At 58.9% G+C, this 18,751-nt stretch carries 17 protein-coding genes and 4 pseudogenes; 11 read left to right on the forward strand and 10 right to left on the reverse strand.

From position 1 onward, the window contains the following. Positions 1-28 precede the first annotated feature (28 nt). The 5 genes and pseudogenes from KGD89_RS15640 to KGD89_RS15650 form a co-directional block, all read left to right on the forward strand. Positions 29-1,183: pseudogene (locus KGD89_RS15640) on the forward strand (PAS domain S-box protein); the annotation flags it as partial. Next, positions 1,184-1,603 (forward strand): annotated as a pseudogene (locus KGD89_RS26030) (LuxR C-terminal-related transcriptional regulator); the annotation flags it as partial. After that, positions 1,594-3,481 (forward strand): annotated as a pseudogene (locus KGD89_RS15645) (ATP-binding protein); the annotation flags it as partial. The pseudogenes KGD89_RS26030 and KGD89_RS15645, both read left to right, overlap by 10 nt. 74 nt (positions 3,482-3,555) lie before the next feature. Then, a pseudogene (locus KGD89_RS26445) lies at positions 3,556-3,927 on the forward strand (response regulator); the annotation flags it as partial. After that, positions 3,924-4,388 (forward strand): response regulator, encoded by a 465-nt coding sequence (locus KGD89_RS15650; protein ID WP_025260709.1) that lies wholly within the window; start codon positions 3,924-3,926, stop codon positions 4,386-4,388. The pseudogene KGD89_RS26445 and the gene KGD89_RS15650, both read left to right, overlap by 4 nt. Positions 4,389-4,394: 6 nt before the next feature. Here the strand turns inward: KGD89_RS15650 and KGD89_RS15655 are convergent, their stop codons facing one another. Both KGD89_RS15655 and dusA read right to left on the reverse strand, forming a co-directional pair. After that, on the reverse strand, positions 4,395-4,826 hold the full coding sequence (locus KGD89_RS15655) for a universal stress protein (RefSeq protein ID WP_025260710.1): 432 nt from the start codon (positions 4,824-4,826) through the stop codon (positions 4,395-4,397). A gap of 184 nt (positions 4,827-5,010) precedes the next feature. Continuing rightward, positions 5,011-5,988: a tRNA dihydrouridine(20/20a) synthase DusA gene (gene dusA, locus KGD89_RS15660; protein ID WP_162883697.1), complete on the reverse strand. Its 978-nt coding sequence runs from the start codon at positions 5,986-5,988 to the stop codon at positions 5,011-5,013. A gap of 338 nt (positions 5,989-6,326) precedes the next feature. Here dusA and tal point away from each other — a divergent pair, with 338 nt between their 5' ends. Beyond that, complete coding sequence (tal, locus tag KGD89_RS15665) at positions 6,327-7,253, forward strand: transaldolase (RefSeq protein ID WP_025260712.1); 927 nt, start codon at positions 6,327-6,329, stop codon at positions 7,251-7,253. A 79-nt stretch (positions 7,254-7,332) separates the two neighbouring features. Here the strand turns inward: tal and rssC are convergent, their stop codons facing one another. Continuing rightward, positions 7,333-7,818, reverse strand: coding sequence for an anti-sigma factor antagonist RssC (gene rssC, locus KGD89_RS15670; RefSeq protein ID WP_004881040.1), 486 nt, complete (start codon positions 7,816-7,818; stop codon positions 7,333-7,335). Next, complete coding sequence (rssB, locus tag KGD89_RS15675) at positions 7,815-8,999, reverse strand: two-component system response regulator RssB (RefSeq protein ID WP_025260713.1); 1,185 nt, start codon at positions 8,997-8,999, stop codon at positions 7,815-7,817. The genes rssC and rssB overlap by 4 nt, the downstream gene beginning before the upstream one ends. A gap of 265 nt (positions 9,000-9,264) precedes the next feature. On the opposite strand from rssB, the gene KGD89_RS15680 reads away from it, so the two are divergent. Continuing rightward, positions 9,265-9,564 carry a PilZ domain-containing protein gene (locus KGD89_RS15680; RefSeq protein WP_025260714.1) on the forward strand — a complete coding sequence of 100 codons (300 nt, stop codon included), beginning with the start codon at positions 9,265-9,267 and terminating at the stop codon, positions 9,562-9,564. A 76-nt stretch (positions 9,565-9,640) separates the two neighbouring features. Here the strand turns inward: KGD89_RS15680 and KGD89_RS15685 are convergent, their stop codons facing one another. After that, positions 9,641-10,342 (reverse strand): MlaA family lipoprotein, encoded by a 702-nt coding sequence (locus KGD89_RS15685; protein WP_025260715.1) that lies wholly within the window; start codon positions 10,340-10,342, stop codon positions 9,641-9,643. A 189-nt stretch (positions 10,343-10,531) separates the two neighbouring features. Here KGD89_RS15685 and KGD89_RS15690 point away from each other — a divergent pair, with 189 nt between their 5' ends. Both KGD89_RS15690 and KGD89_RS15695 read left to right on the forward strand, forming a co-directional pair. Beyond that, positions 10,532-11,137 (forward strand): phosphatase, encoded by a 606-nt coding sequence (locus KGD89_RS15690; protein WP_025260716.1) that lies wholly within the window; start codon positions 10,532-10,534, stop codon positions 11,135-11,137. Positions 11,138-11,243: 106 nt separating this feature from the next. Next, the gene (locus KGD89_RS15695) at positions 11,244-11,507 is read left to right on the forward strand and encodes a DUF4404 family protein (RefSeq protein ID WP_025260717.1); all 264 of its coding nucleotides are present in this window, start codon (positions 11,244-11,246) and stop codon (positions 11,505-11,507) included. Positions 11,508-11,549: 42 nt separating this feature from the next. Here KGD89_RS15695 and queF read toward each other — a convergent pair whose 3' ends face one another. From queF to KGD89_RS15715, 4 genes are all read right to left on the reverse strand, one after another. Beyond that, positions 11,550-12,380, reverse strand: a complete 831-nt coding sequence (gene queF, locus KGD89_RS15700; RefSeq protein WP_025260718.1) for an NADPH-dependent 7-cyano-7-deazaguanine reductase QueF — start codon at positions 12,378-12,380, stop codon at positions 11,550-11,552. Between the two features lie 126 nt (positions 12,381-12,506). Further along, positions 12,507-13,751, reverse strand: coding sequence for a lipoprotein-releasing ABC transporter permease subunit (locus tag KGD89_RS15705; protein ID WP_025260719.1), 1,245 nt, complete (start codon positions 13,749-13,751; stop codon positions 12,507-12,509). A 63-nt stretch (positions 13,752-13,814) separates the two neighbouring features. Beyond that, positions 13,815-14,498 carry a lipoprotein-releasing ABC transporter ATP-binding protein LolD gene (gene lolD, locus KGD89_RS15710; RefSeq protein WP_176767545.1) on the reverse strand — a complete coding sequence of 228 codons (684 nt, stop codon included), beginning with the start codon at positions 14,496-14,498 and terminating at the stop codon, positions 13,815-13,817. Positions 14,499-14,505: 7 nt separating this feature from the next. Continuing rightward, entirely contained in the window at positions 14,506-15,756 is a 1,251-nt protein-coding gene (locus tag KGD89_RS15715) for a lipoprotein-releasing ABC transporter permease subunit (protein WP_025260721.1), read from the reverse strand. A gap of 101 nt (positions 15,757-15,857) precedes the next feature. Here KGD89_RS15715 and KGD89_RS15720 point away from each other — a divergent pair, with 101 nt between their 5' ends. Both KGD89_RS15720 and KGD89_RS15725 read left to right on the forward strand, forming a co-directional pair. Beyond that, positions 15,858-16,445, forward strand: coding sequence for a PilZ domain-containing protein (locus KGD89_RS15720; RefSeq protein WP_025260722.1), 588 nt, complete (start codon positions 15,858-15,860; stop codon positions 16,443-16,445). 60 nt (positions 16,446-16,505) lie between these two features. Next, entirely contained in the window at positions 16,506-17,228 is a 723-nt protein-coding gene (locus KGD89_RS15725) for a glycerophosphodiester phosphodiesterase (RefSeq protein WP_025260723.1), read from the forward strand. Between the two features lie 42 nt (positions 17,229-17,270). Here KGD89_RS15725 and sthA read toward each other — a convergent pair whose 3' ends face one another. Next, positions 17,271-18,665: a Si-specific NAD(P)(+) transhydrogenase gene (gene sthA / locus KGD89_RS15730; RefSeq protein ID WP_025260724.1), complete on the reverse strand. Its 1,395-nt coding sequence runs from the start codon at positions 18,663-18,665 to the stop codon at positions 17,271-17,273. Positions 18,666-18,751 lie beyond the last annotated feature (86 nt).

An 18,751-nucleotide genomic window follows, 5' to 3' on the forward strand; every position in this document is an offset into this window, starting at 1 on the left:
ACTGGTGGCGACTTCATTGCCCCTGGTCATGCTGATGTTTTCTCTGACATTCATCTATATCGCTGAACGCCAGACCACCCAGGCCGAAGAGGATGTACGCAGGGCGCTGCTGGTTCGCGGCGATATCCAGAGCGTTCACACCCAGCTCGCCGAAGCCGCTGCCAGCGTGCGCGGCTACCTGCAGACCCGTCAGGAAGACTTCCTGCCGGGCTATCTGAACGCCCAGACCCAGATCGGAGCCGCGCTGGACCGACTTCACACCAACGTGCGCGACGAACAGATGCGCGAACACCTCAAGGCCATTACGCTGCTGATCGAAAACAAGGTCGACGGCCTTGAAATGCTGCACAGCCTGAATCAGGAAGGAAAAGTCACGATTGCGGCCATCCTCATGGAGAACAAATTCATTCTCGATGAACTGCGCAGCCACCTGAATACCATGCGCGAGCGTGAAGACGCCGTACTGGCGGAGCGCACGGCAGTCGCTTCCGAAAACCGGGAACGCTTGTTCTGGGCAACGATTCTGGCCGCAGGCTCAGGCCTGCTGGGCGCCCTCCTGGCCATTTGGATACTGTGCAAAGGCATCGTGGCCCGGGTGCAACAGGTCCAAGGCAATGCACAGCGTCTGGTACAAGGCCATCCACTGCTGCCCCAGCCGCCGGAAAACGATGAAGTCGGTCAATTGGGCACTCGCCTGATGGAAGCCAGCCAATTGCTCGCCAAACGTGAACAGGCCCTGCGCGAAAACGAAGAGCACCTGCAACTGCTCACCGAGGGCGCCAAGGAATACGGGATCTTCGCTCTGGATACCAAGGGCAATGTCATCACCTGGAACACCGGGGCCGAACGCATCAAGGGCTACAGCGAGCAGGAAATCCTCGGCCAGCATTTCTCGTTGTTCTATCCGCCCGAAGAATGTCCGCGGCATCCTGATATGGCTCTTAGCGAGGCCACCCTCAAGGGTCACTACACGGAAGAAGGCTGGCGCTGCCGCAAGGATGGCAGCCGCTTCCTGGCCAGCGTGGTCATCACGGCCCAGTACGACAGCAGCAATGCCCTGCGAGGTTTCTCGAAGATCACCCGGGACATCACTGACCGCCGTGCGGCAGAAATGGCCTTGGGCACGGCCCGTGAAGAAGTGGAACGCGCCAGCCGTGCCAAAAGCGAGTTTCTTTCCCGCATGAAAGTGATGGTTTTCAACACCGACGACGACACCGACCACATGGACGCCGCCATCAGTGCCGGAGCGGTCGGTTATCTGCCCAGGGAAGCCTGCCGCGACGAAGTACTCGCCGGCCTGCAACCTGTGGCTTCTGGTGCCAAAACCCTCAGTAATGCACCGCTGCCTCGTCTGCCCGAAAGCAACAGCCAGCGCACCCTGATGACCGAAGCCCTGACGCCCCGTGAATGCCAGGTTCTGGGTCTGGTGGCCAGCGGCTGCAGCAACCGGGAAATCGGCGAAAAACTCGGCATCACCACGGGGACTGCCAAATCTCACGTGGAGAAGGTCATCGCCAAGCTCGGTGCCGCAGACCGGACACAGGCAGCGGTTCGTGGCCTGGCCCTGGGCCTGGTCAATCAGACATCCGGTGACTGGAGGTGAATTTGATCAACGTCACGCGCTGGGAAGACCTCCCGCTACGCGGCAAGGCATTGGTGGCTATTTCACTGCCACTGGTGATTCTGATGCTTTCCCTGGTGCTCATCTATATCGCCGAGCGCCAGACCACACAGGCTGAAGAAGATGTGCGCAGAGTGCTGCTGGTTCAGGGCGATATCCAGAGCGTTCACACCCAACTCGCCGAAGCGGCAGCCAGTGTGCGCGGTTACCTGCTGACCCGGCGAGAGGACTTTCTGCCGGGTTACCTGAACGCCGAGGCGCAGATCGAAGCAGCGCTGGATCGACTCAATACCAATGTGCGCGACCAACAGATGCGCGAACACCTCCAGGCCATCGCACCGCTGATCGAAACCAAGGTCGACGGACTGGAAACCCTGCGCAACCTGAGCAAAGAAGGCCAGGACACCATTTCGACCATCCTGATCGAGAACAAATACATTCTCGATGAGCTGCGCGACCGAATCCGCACCATGCGAGAACGCGAAGACACCTTGCTCGCGGAACGCACAACAGACGCCGCCGAGACACGCGCCCGTCTTCTGTGGTCGACGTTGCTGGCGGCAGGCTCGGGTGTATTTGGTGCCATCCTTGCCGTATTGATGCTCTCCAGAGGCATCGTGGCCAGGGTGCAGCAGGTGCAAGGCAACGCCCAGCGTCTCGCCCTTGGCCACCCGCTGCTGCCACAGCCGCCGGAAAACGATGAAGTCGGTCAACTGGGCACACGTCTGGTGGAGGCCGGTCAACTGCTGGCTGAACGCGAGCGGGCATTGCGCGAGAACGAAGAGCGCCTGCGTCTGATCATCGAAGGCGTCAAGGACTACGGGATATTCGCCCTGGATGCCAAAGGCTATGTCATCACCTGGAACGCCGGGGCCGAGCGCATCAAGGGCTATACCGAGCAGGAAATCCTCGGTCAGCACTTCTCCCTGTTCTATCTGCCGGAAGAATGCCCGCAACACCCCGACATGGCGCTGCAAGAAGCGACACTCCATGGCCGCTACATGGAAGAAGGCTGGCGCTGCCGCAAGGATGGCAGCCGTTTCTGGGCCAGCGTGGTCATCACCGCCCAATACGACAGCAGCGATGCCCTGCGCGGTTTTTCCAAGATCACCCGTGATATCACCGACCGCCGTGCTGCCGAAATCGCCCTTGGCACAGCCCGGGAAGAGGCTGAACGCGCCAGTCGCGCCAAGAGCGAGTTTCTTTCGCGCATGAGCCACGAACTTCGCACCCCCCTGAACTCCATTCTGGGCTTCGCTCAACTGCTGGACATGGATTCCAGCAATCACCAGAAACCTCAGGTCGGCCATATCCTGCGGGCCGGCCAGCATCTGCTGACGCTGATCAACGAAGTCCTGGACATTGCCCGGATCGAGGCAGGCCATCTGTCGCTCAACCTGGAGCCGGTGCTTTTGCCCGAGGTTCTTCAGGAAGCCTTGAGCCTGGTCTGGCCCATGGCCGCAGATGGCGGTATCCAGTTGGCCGAACTGCCGGAGCTGGCAAGCGACAGTGGTGTGATTGCCGACCGCCAGCGTCTGGTTCAGGTGCTGTTGAACCTGCTGTCCAACGCCATCAAATACAACCGCCCCAATGGGCTGGTGAGAATCGAGGTACAGCAGCAGGACGACCGGGTCACCATCAGCGTCATCGACACGGGCAAAGGCATTGCACTGGATCGACTCGATCAGTTGTTCAAACCCTTCGAGCGTCTTGAGGCCGACTCCAGCGTGGAAGGCACAGGCCTTGGCCTGGCATTGAGCAAAAGCCTGCTGGAAACCATGAACGGCAGCATGACCGTACACAGCACGCCGGGAGAAGGCTGCCGGTTCACCCTGGAATTACCTTATGCACAAGTGCACAAGGCAGAAGAAGCGCCGATTCGCCGGATCAGCGCGATGCCTGCCGAACCGCACCCTGCCCGCGTCGAGCATTACGGCAAAGTGCTGTGCATCGAAGACAACCTGTCGAGCATGGCACTGATCGAAACCCTGTTGCAGCGCAGGCCCGGCATTCAACTGCTGTCCAGCATGCAAGGGCAACTGGGGCTGGATCTCGCACGGCAACACGCGCCGCAATTGATTCTGCTGGATGTGAACCTGCCAGACCTTACGGGTCGCGATGTATTGAAGCGCCTGCGACAATCCCCCAGCACAGCCAACACGCCGGTGTTGATGATCACGGCCGACGCCAGTGACAAGACCCACCGCGAGTTGCGCCAGGCCGGAGCTACGGCAATCCTGACCAAACCCATCCAGGTGCCGGCGTTCCTCGCGCACCTGGACCAATACCTACCGGAGCCTTCATGAGCGGCGATTTCCGTATCCTGATTATCGATGACCAGCGGCCCAATCTTGAACTGATGGAGCAATTGCTCGCTCGCGAAGGCCTGACCAATGTATTGAGCAGCACCGAGCCGCTGAGAACGCTGGACCTGTTCAACAGCTTCGAGCCGGATCTGGTGATTCTCGACCTGCACATGCCGGAGTTCGACGGGTTTGCGGTGCTGGAGCAACTGAACAGGCGCATCCCGAGCAACGACTACATGCCGATCATGGTCCTGACCGCCGACGCCACTCGCGAAACCCGCCTGCGCGCCCTGGCCCTCGGCGCCCGGGACTTCATCAGCAAGCCACTGGATGCCCTGGAAACCATGCTGCGGATCTGGAACCTGCTGGAAACCCGCGCACTGTACAAAACCTTGCGCCAGTTATTGCCGCCGGAAAAGATCGAACTGCTGCGCCAGTATCGGGCACCGGCGCAGGCTTGAGTTCGATTACTTGATGAGAATGACCGGCACCGACACTTCGTGAATCACGCGGTTGGCGACCGAACCCAGCAGCAAACCACCGAAGCTGCCCAGGCCGCGAGTGCCCATCACCACAGTGTCGCAACCCAGTTGCGGCACAGCCAGCTTGACCTGATCGGCGACGTTGCCCAGATCCACGTGAGTCTGATGGGCAATATTTGCCTGCTTCAAGAGCACCACGGCCTCTGCAAGCACGCGATTGGCTTCATTGAAAAGCCCGGCTTTGACGCCCTCGATCATGTCCGGCGCCAGGTAGTCGCTATAGACGACCGGGCTGGCCTGCACGTTGAGCAAATGCACCTGCAGTGGTCGTGCAAGGTTGCCTGACAAACCGATGACGTACTCCAGCGCATGCTTCGAATGAGCCGAGCCGTCATAAGGAACCAGTACTTTGTGCATGACATCTCTCCTTGAATGGGTATGTATTCAACATAGTCCCCTTCAAGGCCAGCAACCATCGCAAAGGCGGCTTTGATTGATCCAGAGCAAATCTGGCGTGAATATTTTTGGCAGCCCGTCGCCAATGAATTCGCACAGGTATGTGTGTAGGGGGAGCGAATTCATTCGCGAAAAAAACAAACCACTAATGCCCCGCCAGAAACTCCGCCGCCTGATCCAGCAGCAACAAGGGTTTTTCCGCCTTGTGAATGTCGACTGACAGCAACTGCCGGAAACGTCGCGCTCCCGGAAAACCATGGGCCATGCCCAGGATATGCCGCGTGACATGGTGCATGGTGCCGCCGCTCTCGATATGCGCAGCAATATAAGGCCGCAACGCTTCCAGAGCCTCTGCACGACTGATGACCGGCGCGGTGCTGCCGAACAGTTGGCGATCCACTTCGGCCAGCAGATAGGGATTGTGATAAGCCTCACGCCCGAGCATCACGCCATCGAAGGTCTGCAAATGCTCCTGGCACTGCTCAAGGGTCTTGATCCCGCCATTGAGGATGATCTCCAGACCAGGAAAGTCCCTCTTCAACTGCGCAGCCACGTCATAGCGCAACGGCGGAATATCCCGGTTTTCCTTGGGCGAGAGCCCTTCCAGAATCGCGATACGGGCATGCACCGTAAAGCTGTTGCAACCCGCCTCATGAACCTTGCCGACGAAATCACACAACTCGGCGTAACTGTCCCGGCCATTGATCCCGATCCGGTGCTTCACCGTCACCGGAATCGCCACAGCGTCCTGCATGGACTTCACACAATCGGCCACCAGCTCGGGATGCCCCATCAGGCATGCGCCAATCATGTTGTTCTGCACCCGATCACTCGGGCAGCCCACATTCAGATTGACCTCGTCGTACCCCACCTCTTCAGCCATGCGGGCACAAGTCGCCAGATCCGCAGGATTACTCCCGCCAAGCTGCAAGGCCAGCGGATGCTCCGCCTCGTCGTAGCGCAGAAAACGCTCACGATCACCGTGGATCAATGCACCTGTGGTGACCATTTCGGTGTACAGCAGGGCATTCTTCGACAGGAGGCGCAGGAAATACCGGCAATGGCGGTCAGTCCAGTCCATCATCGGCGCAACGGAGAAGCGGCGGGATGGCGCAGGCTTCATGGGGCGGGCAGTTGAAGCAGTATTCACAGGTATATTCATCGGACGACTGGAACAGGACAGCGAATTCGGTACACCGAGCAGATCATGCCCGAGCGCAAAGGTTGCACAGTCTATCAGGAAGCATCAAGACTGCGGACGAAGCTTGAGACACACCAAGGGAACAACCAGCCCCAACCACGCTCAAATCCAGTCTGAACCCCTCTTCCATACCCCGAGCGTCATCTATTGCCTGCGAATGAGGAAAGCGCGTCATCAAACGTCGACATCATGGTCTGCGACCTTGAGTGGCAGGCAGCGCTCGGGTAATGTCATCCAACCGCACAGGACAGAGCACGCTAATGACTTCCAAGCTGGAACAACTCAAGAAATTCACAACTGTCGTCGCCGATACCGGTGATTTCGATGCCATTGCCCGCCTCAAGCCGGTAGACGCCACCACCAACCCTTCTCTTCTGCTCAAGGCGGCTTCCAGCGAAAGCAACGCTGAGCTGCTGGCCGAGGCGTTCAGTGGCAGCAAGGGTGATATCGGTCTGGCGTCTGACCGCTTCGCCGTTGCCATTGGTCGCAAGATTCTCGATGTCGTGCCAGGGCGCGTATCCACCGAGGTGGATGCACGGCTTTCCTTCGATACCCATGCGATGATCGAGCGTGGCGAGCGTCTGGCCAGTCTGTACGATGCAGCCGGTATTGGTCGCGACCGGATCCTGATCAAGCTGGCTTCCACCTGGGAAGGCATCAGGGCCGCCGAGAAGCTGGAGAAGGATGGCATCCAGACCAACCTGACCCTGCTGTTTTCTTTCGCTCAGGCCGTGGCCTGTGCCGAAGCCGGTGTGTTCCTGATTTCGCCGTTCGTGGGCCGTATCTACGACTGGTACAAGAAATCGTCGGGCCAGGAGTACACAGGTGCAGAAGATCCGGGCGTGCAGTCCGTAACCCGCATCTACAACTACTACAAAGCCAACGACTTCAAGACCGTGGTGATGGGGGCCAGCTTCCGTAACCTGAGCCAGATCGAACAACTGGCTGGTTGCGACCGCCTGACCATCAGCCCGGACCTGCTCAAGCAACTGGCAGAAGACAACGGCAGCCTGGAGCAGAAGCTCGCACCGGGCAACGCTGGCGAAGCCCGTCAGAGCCTGTCCGAGAAGGAGTTCCGCTGGGCCTCCAACGAAGATGCCATGGCCACGGAAAAACTGGCAGAAGGCATTCGTCAGTTCGCTCGCGACCAGGAAAAGCTCGAAGCATTGCTCGCCGCCAAGGCCTGAATGCACTAAAGGGCGGCCTCCTTGCGAGGGCCGCCCTTTTTATTGCCCGCTGTTCAGCGCGGCAAGTCTGCAGATTCGCTTATCGCTGCCCTTCGAGGGCATTGACCAGGTCATGGAAGGCTTCACGATTGGAGTCGTTCAAGCCCATCAGGATCTTGTGCGCTTCCAGCACCTTGGCCTTGACCACCTCTTCGCACTGATCCTGCGACGGCAGGTCGGTCAGGCATTCAGGGCGCGGGATGGGCCGATCGACGATGTTGAACACCTGATCGAAGCCCATCGACTGCAACAGCCGTGTGATGTCTTCATGGGTCGTCACGAGGGTTGGCAGCAACCCTACCTTTTGACGCGACAGGATCGACAGCTTGGCCAGGAGGCCCAGTGTCGTGCTGTCGATGCTGCGGGTTTCGGTCAAATCGATCACCACGGCCGAAAAATTCAGCGCAGTGAAGATTCTCTCGATCGTCGCATCCAAGGCCGAACACAGCGTCAAGCGCACTTCGCCCACGAACTTCAGTACGAAGGTGCCTTCCTGCTCGGCGAACTGGATTCTACCGGTACTCATTCAAGATTCCTGCGTAACACTAACAAGGCGATATCATCCGGCATCTCCCCTAGCGTAGCCAATTCAAAAACCTCCTGCAGTCCTTCCAGGCTTCCACCAGCAGTCTTCACCATTTGCGGCAAGACCGCTTCCTTTTCCTTGAGTGTATCACCGGGCAGAAGATCCAGTATGCCATCAGACAGCATCGTCAGACTGAAGGACTCGGGCAGTTCCAGTTCATGGTCCTGATAGGTCGCTTCGTTGAACAGCCCGACGGGAAGACCGCGACCCTGTAGATAGTGTGCTTCCCCGTCTGCAAACAGCACAGGTAGCGGCAGATGGCCACCGACGGCATAGGTCAGGATGCCGGTGTCTTCGTCGATAACCCCACCGACCATGGTCACGTGCTTGCCCAGCTTGCAGCTGATGAGGCCACGGTTGATGTGCGACAGCACGTCCGACGGCTTGAACTCAGGCAATGTGCCGCCGCGCTTGGACTCGAACAGCAGGCGCGTGGTCATGAACTTCAACAGCACCGTAATGAAAGCTGAAGACGCACCATGGCCCGAAACGTCAGCCAGATAGAACGCCACGCGCCGCTCATCGACACGGAAATAGTCCACGAAGTCGCCGGACAGATACAGTGACGGGATGATCTGGTGAGCGAACTGGAACTCGTCGATAGCCCAAGGCGTGGTCGGTAGCATGTTCATCTGCACCTGACGACCGGCATCCTGGTCTTCCTGCAGCAGATGAAGGCTCGCCTCCAGCTCGCGGTTGGCCGTTTCGAGCTTCTCGCGGTAGTTCTGGTTTTCCTGAAGCAGGCGGGCACGGTCCAGTGCGCGGTGCACGGAATGTTCGAGAACGGCGAGGTCTTCAAGCGGCTTGATCAGGTAGTCGGCAGCGCCAAGGCGCAAGGCCTCGACCGCATCGCTCATGACGCCCGCACCGGAAACGACAATGACCGGGGTCTGTGGAGAAAGCCCCGTCACCTGACGAATCAGCTCAAGACCTCCCATCTGGGGCATGCGCAGATCGCAAATGACCAGATCGGGCTTTTGCTGCTCGAATGTCTGTATTCCCTGCAGGCCATTACTCGCCTGGAGGACACTGAAGCCACTATCTTCCAGATAGGCGGCGAGACTCGCACGCACTACGTCGTCGTCATCGATAATCAGCAGTGTGGCACTGGTTTTTGGCATGTGGGCAAACGGCGCCAGATGAGGTTGTGTAGGCGGCCCGGACATGCCGGTACCTGCTTACTGGATTCGCTTCTAGCCTCTCTGCAACGGCAGGTCCGCACTCGGACCGGCAATCAGGTTTCAGAGGTGCCCTTCAAGGCGCAGACGGTACTCCCATCCGACGGGCGTTTCAAGCGTACGACCCTGCTCACTTTACGTCTTTACATCGCAAATCGCCGGGAGTTATAAGAACCTACTAATCAGCAACCAAAACGAAGGGCTAGACATGGGTCAAAATGATCGCAGCTACGAGGAGAAACGCGACTACATTCGCATGCGTATCGATGCAGATATCAACCTGCTCCATGCAGGTCAGGTAATTCCAGCCGTCTGCATCGACCTTTCCAGCACCGGAATGCAGGTCGAGGCACCGCGTTCCTTCAAGATCGGAGACAAACTCAGCGTCAGCATAGACTCTGACCACCCGGCACTCTCGGGACTGTCCGCCCAGACAGAAGTCGTCTGGCTGACAGATATCGAAGGCGGCGGGCAAAAGCTGGGACTTTCCATCATTTCGATGAATTGATTGCACCATCGCGTCCCGAAAAAGAAAAAAGGCGACCAAGGTCGCCTTCATTCATCAGGTCAACATTGAGTAACGATTAAAAATCGTCTTCGACCTGACCATCCTTGACCTTGAATTCGCGGTTCTGCAAATAGGCATTGCGGATGAAGGTGTATTTGTCACCGCTCACCATGCGCTCTGCCGACAGCAGGCTGGCGCGCATATCGATCAGGTCCGCAGCGCGCAGGCTATTGCGGGTTGGCACATGGTCGATGTAACGGTACGGTTCGGTGTAGGTATCCGGGTATTTGGCAATGGCATCACGCACAGTGCTCGGGCCGAACAGCGGCAGCACAACGTAAGGGCCACTGCTTACACCCCAGTACCCGAGGGTCTGGCCGAAATCCTCATCGTTGCGCTGCAAGCCCATGTGGGTGCCGACGTCGATGACGCCCAGCAGACCGAACGTGGTGTTGACGATAAGACGCGCAGTATCGACACCGGCAGCCTCAGGCTTGGCCTGCAGGATGTTGTTGGCCAGATTGCCCACATCGCCGATGTTGTTGAAAAAGTTGTGTACGCCGTCTTCGACGAATTGCGGAGCTATGTATTGATAGCCCTGCGCAATAGGCTTGAGGGTGTAGGTGTCGAGGGTGTCGTTGAAACGGAAAATGACGCGATTGACACTCTCCCAAGGATCTTCTTCGGCCGCCTGTGCCGCCATCGGAACGAAGGCAACTCCCACACATACACACAACCGAGCCAGACGCCCGGCAAAGCCTGCACCGATCACGGGCATAGCTGAAACTCCTGATCAAGATGATGACGCGCGACTGCGAGCCCATACGCAAGGATTGGCAGTATAAAGCGTTCCGCCAGAAATAAGTCAGTTCTGTCAGTCCGCCGACAGTTTAAACACAGTCACCGGACATTCATCCGAATGTCACAAAAGCCCGGTAGCGTTCATGAATATTTCAGAGACATTACCATGCTCGCGCCGGTTGCCAACTCCCTGCCTGACTTCCCTGCCCTGCTGTTCGGCCTCAGCGGCTGCCTGGTGGACTTTGGTGCGCAGGCAGGCATCAAGGCCCAGGAACCGGACTTCGCCCTCGCGACGCCCGGCGCCATCGACATTCTGCAAACCCTGAGCCGCCAGGGCATGCCTTGCGCCTGGATCGATGAACTGCCCGAAAACCTGAGTCATGCACTGGCTGCGACTGTCAGCGAATGGGTCACGGCGGCTCCACGCCCGAACGCAAAATGGCCAGCTCCCGACGCCTGCTGGCTGGCCCTGATGGCGCTGAAAGTGAATCAGCTTGAGGGTTGCGTGCTGATAAGCGGCGACCCGCGCCTGCTGCAATCGGGGCTGAATGCCGGACTCTGGACCATCGGCCTGGCATCCTGCGGGCCGTTGTGCGGCCTCTCCCCTGCGCAATGGCAAGCACTGAGCGACAGCGAACGCGAACAACGCCGCGCCCACGCCACCCTCAAGCTTTACGCTCAGGGCGTGCATTCGGTCATCGATCATCTGGGTGAGCTGGAGTCCTGCCTTGCTGATATCGCCCTTCGCCGCAGCAAGGGTGAAAAGCCCTGATACACATCATGCAGGCAAGTCCTGAGTGGATTAGTCTTAATGCATCACGGACCTTTCGCTCAATGCGAGAGTCCATGAAGCAGACTTATCAACAAAGGAGCACGCCATGCCTGCCCGCGAACTGCAAGAACAACTCAATACCCTGCGCGAGCAACTGGAGCACAATCCGCCGTTGTCCGAAGCCGAGCGTGACAATCTCCGTGAGCTGATGGAACAGATTGAAACAAAGATCCAGCTGGAAAGCATGACTCAGGACGCCAGCCTGGCCGATGGCGTCAATCTCGCGGTAGAACGCTTCGAGCTGGAGCATCCTGCCATTGCCGGGACCCTGCGCAATATCGTGCAGACCCTGGGCAACATCGGGATCTGACTGCGTGTACAAAAAAGCCCGTCAAATGACGGGCTTCTCTGCTTACTGGCGCGCCAGTCGACGGTTATCGACCTGCAACGTTTCAGTACTGCGATACGGATTGATATCCAGCCCGCCACGGCGCACATAGCGCGCATAAACCGTCAGCCGCTCAGGCTTGAGCAAACGCTGCAGGTCGAGAAAGATCCGCTCCACGCATTGCTCATGGAAGTCCGAATGCTGGCGGAAGCTGACGATGTAAGCCAGCAGGCTCGCATGATCCAGCGCCGCACCACGGTACTCCACTACCACACTGCCCCAGTCAGGCTGGCTGGTCACGGGACAGTTGGACTTGAGCAAGTGACTGTGCAGGCTCTCCTCGATGACACGGGAATCGTCGCAGCGCAGCAACTCGGGTTGCGGATGGTCATAGCTGTCGATGCTGACATCCAGATCGTCGATACAGGCTCCCGGCAAGCTGGCCACACCTTCGCTCTCGATCTCGGCCAGACGGCTGATACGCACACCTACAGGCTTGCCCGCCGCTGCCGACAGGTCCTTTTCAAGGGTCGCCTGCAACTGCTCAGTGCTCTCGAAGGAGGTCTGGTTCAGCGAGTTGAGGTAGAGCTTGAAGGACTTGGACTCGATGATATTGGGCGAGTCAGCCGGGATGCTGAACTCGGCAATGGCCACCACCGGCTTGCCCGACGGTAGTAGCCAGGACAGCTCATAGCAATTCCAGAAATCAACACCCTGATAAGGCAACGTCTGAGCCGTCAGCCCCAGCTCGGCCCACTTCGCAGCGCGCGGAATCGGGAACAACAGGGATGGCGTGTAGGTGGCGATGTACTCACTGGACTTGCCCAGCGGAGAGTGTTCGGCTGCGGGATGCATGGCAATACCTGGAATCTCATGAATTAACCCGGCAAGTTTATAGGGTTTGCACCGGGCTTTCAGCTTTGACGCCTGCGCGCACTGTGACGCCCGTGCAGCAATGAATTCATTGCTGCACGGTATCGGTCATTCGTACCGCAGTGCATGAGCCGGCTGCACCTGGGCGGCGCGCCATGCGGGGTAGATGGTTGCCAGGAAACTCAGGATGAAACCGGCACTGCAGATCAGCACCACGTCACCACCCTGCAACTCCGAAGGCAGGTTGCTGATGAAATACACATCGGAACTGAAGACGTGCTGGCCGCTGACCCGCTCGAACCAGCCCACCAGACTGCTGACGTTCAGCGCAGCAATCACGCCCAGCACGCCGCCGATCAGGGTGCCGACGATACCGATCACCGTGCCCTGAACCATGAAGATCGCCATGATCTGACGCGGCGTGGCACCGATGGTGCGCAGGATGGCGATATCCGCGCCCTTGTCGTTCACCACCATGATCAGGGTCGCAATGATGTTGAACGCCGCCACGGCGACGATCATCAGCAGCAACAGGCCGATCATGGTCTTTTCCATTTTCATCGCACTGAACAGGCTGCCCTGGGTGTGGGTCCAGTCATCGGCACGATAATCGGCGCCCAGGCTCGAAGCGATGGCAGTGGAAACCTGCGGCGCCTTGTACAGATCCTTCAACGCCAGGCGCACGCCCTGCACCTGATCGGGCTGCCAGCGTTGCATCTGCGCGGCGTCGGCAATGTTGATCAGCGCCATGGAGCCATCCAGTTCGGCTCCCACCTTGAACACGCCTACTACGGTCAGGCGTTGCATGCGCGGCGTGATACCGCCCGGTGCGCTGCTGACTTCAGGCACGATCAGGGTCAGCTTGTCGCCCACGCTCAAGCGAAAGCGACGAGCCGTGATCTCGCCCAGCACCACGCCGAACTCACCCGGCTTCAGGTCCTGCAGGTTGCCGCGAATGATGTGCCTGGTCACGATGGAAACCTGATGCTCAAGCGCAGGATCGATACCGCTGACCTGGATCGGCTGCATGGAGCCCTTATAGGACAGCATGCCTTCCATCTCGGTGATTGGCACGGCTGCCGTGACTTCCGGGTTCTTCAGGGACGCTTCTGCCAGGGATTTCCAGTCATCCACCGGCTTGACGCCAGCGATCATCGCATGGGGCACCATGCCGAGGATCCGTGAACTCATTTCACGCTGGAAACCGTTCATGACCGACAACACCACGATCATCGCCAGCACGCCCAGCGCCAGACCGATCATCGAGGTCATCGAGATGAACGAGATAAAGCTTTTACGACGCTTTGCGCGGGTATAGCGCGCGCCGATGAAAATGGATAACGGTCTGAACATTCGCGGAGCACCGTAGAAAAAGGTAAAGACCCCGACGCGATGACTTGCGCCGGGGCGGGTCAATCAGCCAGCGACCAGGCGACCGTCTTCCAGGCGCAGGATGCGGTCCATCTGCCGTGCCAGGTTCATATCGTGGGTCACCACCAGAAACGCAGTACGCGACGAAGTGCTCAGCTCACGCATCAGGTCCTGAATACCCTGGGCCGTGTGATGATCGAGGTTACCGGTGGGTTCATCGAGCATCACCAGCCCTGGCTGGTTGACCAGCGCACGGGCAATCGCCACACGCTGACGCTCACCGCCGGACAACTCCGATGGCTTGTGCGCCAGCCGATGCCCCAGACCTACACGTTCCAGCAAAGCCGTGGCACGCTGGCGCGCTTCGGGAATCGGTGTGCTGCCGATCAGCAGCGGCATGCAGACGTTCTCCAGCGCGGTGAACTCGGGCAACAGGTGGTGGAACTGGTAGACGAAACCCAGCGCCCGGTTACGCAGCAGGCCACGGGCCTTTTCATTCAGCGCCGACAGCTCTTCCCCGGCCAGCCAGACGCTGCCCTCGGTAGGTGTATCCAGGCCACCAAGCAGGTTGAGCAAGGTACTTTTGCCCGAGCCCGAACTGCCGACAATCGCCACACGCTCACCCGGATGCAACTCAAGCTGCAGGCCGGACAGCACCACGACAGACTCCGGACCTTCCTCGTAGGACTTACCCAGGTTGCGGCAACTCAATACAGCTTTATCTAACATGCCCGACTCACTCATAACGTAACGCCTCCGCAGGCTGGGTGCGCGCCGCACGCCAGGCTGGATACAGGGTGGCGAGGAAACTCAGGGCCAACGCAGCACCGCAGACCTGGAACACATCCTGGGCCATCAGTTGCGAAGGCAGATAATCGATGAAGTACACGTCGGCGTTGAGGAACTTGTGGCCCATCAGGCCTTCAAGCGCCGAAATCGCCGAGCTGACATTGAGCGCCGCCACAATACCCACCGCCGCGCCGATCAGCGTACCGACCACACCGATCACAGAGCCCTGCACCATGAAGATGGCCATGATCTGTCTCGGGGTCGCGCCCAGGGTGCGCAGGATGGCGATATCGCCTTTCTTGTCGTTGACCACCATGACCAGCGTAGAAATGATGTTGAACGCCGCCACCGCAACGATCAGCAGCAACAGCAGGCCGATCATGGCTTTTTCCATACGGATCGCCTGATACAGGTTGCCGTGGGTGCGGGTCCAGTCGCGGGAGTAGAAGTTGTTCTCGCCCAGCTTCTGGGCAATTTCCCATGACGTGCGGGGAGCAGCGAACAAGTCATCGAACTTCAGGCGCAGGCCCTGGACCTGATCCGGCTTCCAGCGATGCAGACGCCCCAGATCCTCGAGGTTGGTCAGGCCCAGATAGCCGTCCAGCTCACCGGCGCCGACGTGAAAAATGCCGACCACTTCAAAACGCTTCATGCGCGGAAACATGCCCGCAGGCGTGACCGTGACTTCTGGAGCAACGAAGGTCAGCTTGTCGCCAATGCCGACACCCAGCTTGGTGGCGGCCTTGTCGCCGATCACGATGCCGAAACTGCCGGGCGCAAGGCTGTCGAGCTTCCCCTGTTTCACAAAGTTGTCGATGATCGAAACCTTGCGCTCCTGAGTCGGGTCAATACCGTTAAGCAGCACCTTCTGGACCTTGCCGTCGTTGGTCAGCAAACCCTGCATCTGGGTGAATGGCGCAACCGCCAGCACCTGCGGGTTTTCCTGGACTTTGGCAGCCAGGCCCTGCCAGCTGGCAATGGGCTCGCCCGATTCGATGGTGGCGTGAGGCACCATGCCCAGCACGCGGGTGCGCATTTCGTGATCGAAACCATTCATGACCGATAACACGACTATCATCACCACTACGCCCAGGGCGAGGCCGATGATGGACGTCAGGGAGATGAAGGAAACAAAATGATTACGTCGTTTCGCACGGGTGTAGCGCGTGCCGATAAATACAAAAAGAGGTCTGAACATGTAGGAATTGTTCGCAGGAATGGGGTCGTCCGTGTGGCGGGCCTTGACGTGCAGCTTTACACTCGAAACTCTCTGACCACAGCAGCTACCATGGGTTCGCCATGTCGACACTAGATGAAGAAGAACGCCGCGAATACTACCGTATCGAAGACAGCGTCGCACTGGAAATTAACCCCCTGTCTCAGGCCGACCAGGCCAGTCAGGAAGCCATGCGCGACACGTCGGTCCTGTTCGATCTGCTCAGCGAACTGCATGTCAGCGAGTTCGAATCCCAGCACCTGCTGCGTCAGCTCGACGAGCGTGACCGGGTGCTCAACAGCTTTCTCAAGTCGCTGAACAAGCGTATCGACCTGCTGGGCCGGGTTGTTGCCCATACCGCGCTGGGCAAGCTTGGCGCACCGCAGCCGGTAAAGCTTTCCGAAGGTGGCCTGCTGTTCACCTCAAACCAGAGCTACACCCTCGGCGAAAAACTGTCGATCAAGATGGTGCTGATGCCCCAGGCTTCAGGCCTGATGCTGAGCGCCACTGTCATTCACTGTAACACTCTGGAAAACGGCGAATTCGATGTAGGCACCGAATTCGTGGACCTGCCGGACGCCCAGCGCCAGTTGCTCGCACGCCATGTGCTGCAACGCCAGGCCCAGCAACGTCGTCAGGCGCTTGAACAAGGCAGCTTGCCCAAGGCCTGAGCCCGCTGCCTTGCACACATCACATTCATGTAATTGGCGCCTTCAAGGCCAGGAGTAATTGTGACGCTTATCTACGGCCACCGCGGCGCCAAGGGCGAAGCACCGGAAAACACCCTGACCAGCTTTCAGGAATGCCTCAAGCACGGCGTACGCCGTTGCGAACTGGATCTGCATTTGTCTCGCGACGGGGAGCTGATGGTCATTCACGACCCGACCCTCAAGCGCACCACGGATCGGCGCGGCAAGGTCAACGAACATCTGGCCGCCGACCTTGTGACCTACGACGCTCGCAAGGGCGGCCCCGGCTGGGTTTCGCCCTGCCCGATCCCGCATCTGGAAGAACTGTTCGAGAAATGCGACTTCGAGCACTGGCAACTGGAAGTCAAAAGCGCTTCACGCAATCGCGCCGCCAATACCGTGCTGGCGATTCGTGAACTGGCTCAGCGCCATGGCTTGCTGGACAAGGTGACGATCACCTCAAGCTCTCGGGAAGTGCTCCGCGCCGCCGTGGAGCTGACGCCGGACATCAGCCGTGGGCTGGTCGCCGAATACGCCTGGCTCGACCCGTTGAAGGTCGCCCAGAGCTACGGCTGCGAGATCCTGGCCTTGAACTGGACGCTGTGTACCCCGGAGCGTTTGCAGAAAGCGCAACGTCAGGGTTTGCATGTGTCGGTATGGACCGTCAACGAACCTGCGCTGATGCGCAGGCTCGCCGACTTCGGCGTAGACAGCCTGATTACAGACTTTCCCGGTTTGGCCAGCGCCACCCTCGAGAATCGCTGAAATCGGTCTCCCCGGCCGGCTCAGGCCACCGGCCGGAGCCGCTTAAAAAAGCCGGTTCAGACCATCGTAGGCCGCTACCCGATAGGCTTCGGCCATGGTCGGGTAGTTGAAGGTGGTGTTGACGAAATACTTGATCGTATTCGCAGCACCCTCCTGGTTCATGATCGCCTGACCGATGTGTACGATCTCCGAAGCCTGGTCACCAAAGCAGTGAACGCCCAGGACTTCCAGGGTTTCGCGATGGAACAGGATCTTCAGCATGCCGACCCGCTCACCGGAAATCTGCGCACGGGCCATGCCCTTGAAGAACGCCTTGCCCACTTCGTAAGGCACACGCGCCTGAGTCAGTTCATGCTCGTTCTTGCCGATCGAGCTGATCTCGGGAATCGTGTAGATCCCGGTCGGCACGTCGTTGACATAACGCCAGCTGCCGTTGTCCACCAGACTGCCCGCTGCCGAACGACCCTGGTCATAGGCGGCGCTCGCAAGGCTCGGCCAGCCGATGACATCGCCTGCGCCGTAGACATTCGGAACGCTGGTGCGATAGCTCTCGTCGACTTCGATCTGGCCACGACCGTTGGCCTTGAGGCCGATGTTTTCCAACCCCAGCTTGTCGGTGTTGCCGGTGCGACCATTACACCAGAGCAAGGCGTCGGCCTTGATCTTCTTGCCGGACTTGAGGTGCAGGATCACACCGTTATCCAGGCCTTCGACCTTTTCGTATTCTTCGTTATGGCGAACCATGACGTTGTTGTTGCTGAAGTGATAACTCAGCGCCTGGGAAATTTCCGAATCCAGGAAGCTCAGCAATTGATCGCGGTTGTCCACCAGCTCGACCAGCACACCCAGGCCACTGAAGATCGAGGCGTATTCACAGCCGATCACGCCAGCACCATAGATGATCAGCTTGCGCGGGGTATGACCCAGGCTGAGGATGGTGTCGCTGTCATAGATACGCTTGTGATTGAAGTCGATATCGGCAGGGCGATAAGGGCGCGAACCGGTGGCGATGATGACCTGGTTGGCCACCAGCTTTTCGACGACGCCGTTGGCGCATACCACGTCGATGCTGTTTTCGTCGGAGAAACTGCCGGTGCCGAAGAACACATCCACACGGTTGCGGGCGTAGTAGCCGGTACGCGAGGCCACTTGCTTGGAAATGACGATTTCAGCGTTCTTCAATACATCCGGAAACGAAAACCAGCGCGGCTCGCCAATGGCCCGGAACATCGGGTTGGTGTTGAAGTGGATGATCTGCTTGACCGCATGACGCAATGCCTTGGAAGGAATCGTGCCCAGGTGAGTGCAGTTGCCGCCGACCTGCCGACGACTGTCGACCATCGCAACCTTGCGCCCCGCCTTGGCGGCATTCATTGCCGCTCCTTCTCCGGCTGGGCCGGAACCCAGTACCACTACGTCGTAGTTGTAGACAGCCATGCGTACTCCTTTAGAACATACCGAGGCGCCACTCTGGCATCTCTGGCTAAATCACGGGGCCCAGTCTAGCGCTGCACCAAGGGGGC

The sequence above is a fragment of the Pseudomonas cichorii genome (assembly GCF_018343775.1).
In the GTDB taxonomy this organism is placed as follows: Bacteria; Pseudomonadota; Gammaproteobacteria; order Pseudomonadales; family Pseudomonadaceae; genus Aquipseudomonas; species Aquipseudomonas cichorii.

What these genes read in the sequence shown, in the direction of transcription:
- KGD89_RS15655 (WP_025260710.1), bottom strand. Translation starts at nt 4,826, where the DNA reads ATGCACAAAGTACTGGTTCCTTATGACGGCTCGGCTCATTCGAAGCAT.
- rssB (WP_025260713.1), bottom strand. Translation starts at nt 8,999, where the DNA reads ATGCCAAAAACCAGTGCCACACTGCTGATTATCGATGACGACGACGTA.
- sthA (WP_025260724.1), bottom strand. Translation starts at nt 18,665, where the DNA reads ATGGCTGTCTACAACTACGACGTAGTGGTACTGGGTTCCGGCCCAGCC.
- KGD89_RS15685 (WP_025260715.1), bottom strand. Translation starts at nt 10,342, where the DNA reads ATGCCCGTGATCGGTGCAGGCTTTGCCGGGCGTCTGGCTCGGTTGTGT.
- KGD89_RS15720 (WP_025260722.1), top strand. Translation starts at nt 15,858, where the DNA reads ATGTCGACACTAGATGAAGAAGAACGCCGCGAATACTACCGTATCGAA.
- tal (WP_025260712.1), top strand. Translation starts at nt 6,327, where the DNA reads ATGACTTCCAAGCTGGAACAACTCAAGAAATTCACAACTGTCGTCGCC.
- KGD89_RS15695 (WP_025260717.1), top strand. Translation starts at nt 11,244, where the DNA reads ATGCCTGCCCGCGAACTGCAAGAACAACTCAATACCCTGCGCGAGCAA.
- KGD89_RS15715 (WP_025260721.1), bottom strand. Translation starts at nt 15,756, where the DNA reads ATGTTCAGACCTCTTTTTGTATTTATCGGCACGCGCTACACCCGTGCG.
- queF (WP_025260718.1), bottom strand. Translation starts at nt 12,380, where the DNA reads ATGCATCCCGCAGCCGAACACTCTCCGCTGGGCAAGTCCAGTGAGTAC.
- KGD89_RS15705 (WP_025260719.1), bottom strand. Translation starts at nt 13,751, where the DNA reads ATGTTCAGACCGTTATCCATTTTCATCGGCGCGCGCTATACCCGCGCA.
- dusA (WP_162883697.1), bottom strand. Translation starts at nt 5,988, where the DNA reads ATGAAGCCTGCGCCATCCCGCCGCTTCTCCGTTGCGCCGATGATGGAC.
- rssC (WP_004881040.1), bottom strand. Translation starts at nt 7,818, where the DNA reads ATGAGTACCGGTAGAATCCAGTTCGCCGAGCAGGAAGGCACCTTCGTA.
- KGD89_RS15650 (WP_025260709.1), top strand. Translation starts at nt 3,924, where the DNA reads ATGAGCGGCGATTTCCGTATCCTGATTATCGATGACCAGCGGCCCAAT.
- lolD (WP_176767545.1), bottom strand. Translation starts at nt 14,498, where the DNA reads ATGTTAGATAAAGCTGTATTGAGTTGCCGCAACCTGGGTAAGTCCTAC.
- KGD89_RS15690 (WP_025260716.1), top strand. Translation starts at nt 10,532, where the DNA reads ATGCTCGCGCCGGTTGCCAACTCCCTGCCTGACTTCCCTGCCCTGCTG.
- KGD89_RS15680 (WP_025260714.1), top strand. Translation starts at nt 9,265, where the DNA reads ATGGGTCAAAATGATCGCAGCTACGAGGAGAAACGCGACTACATTCGC.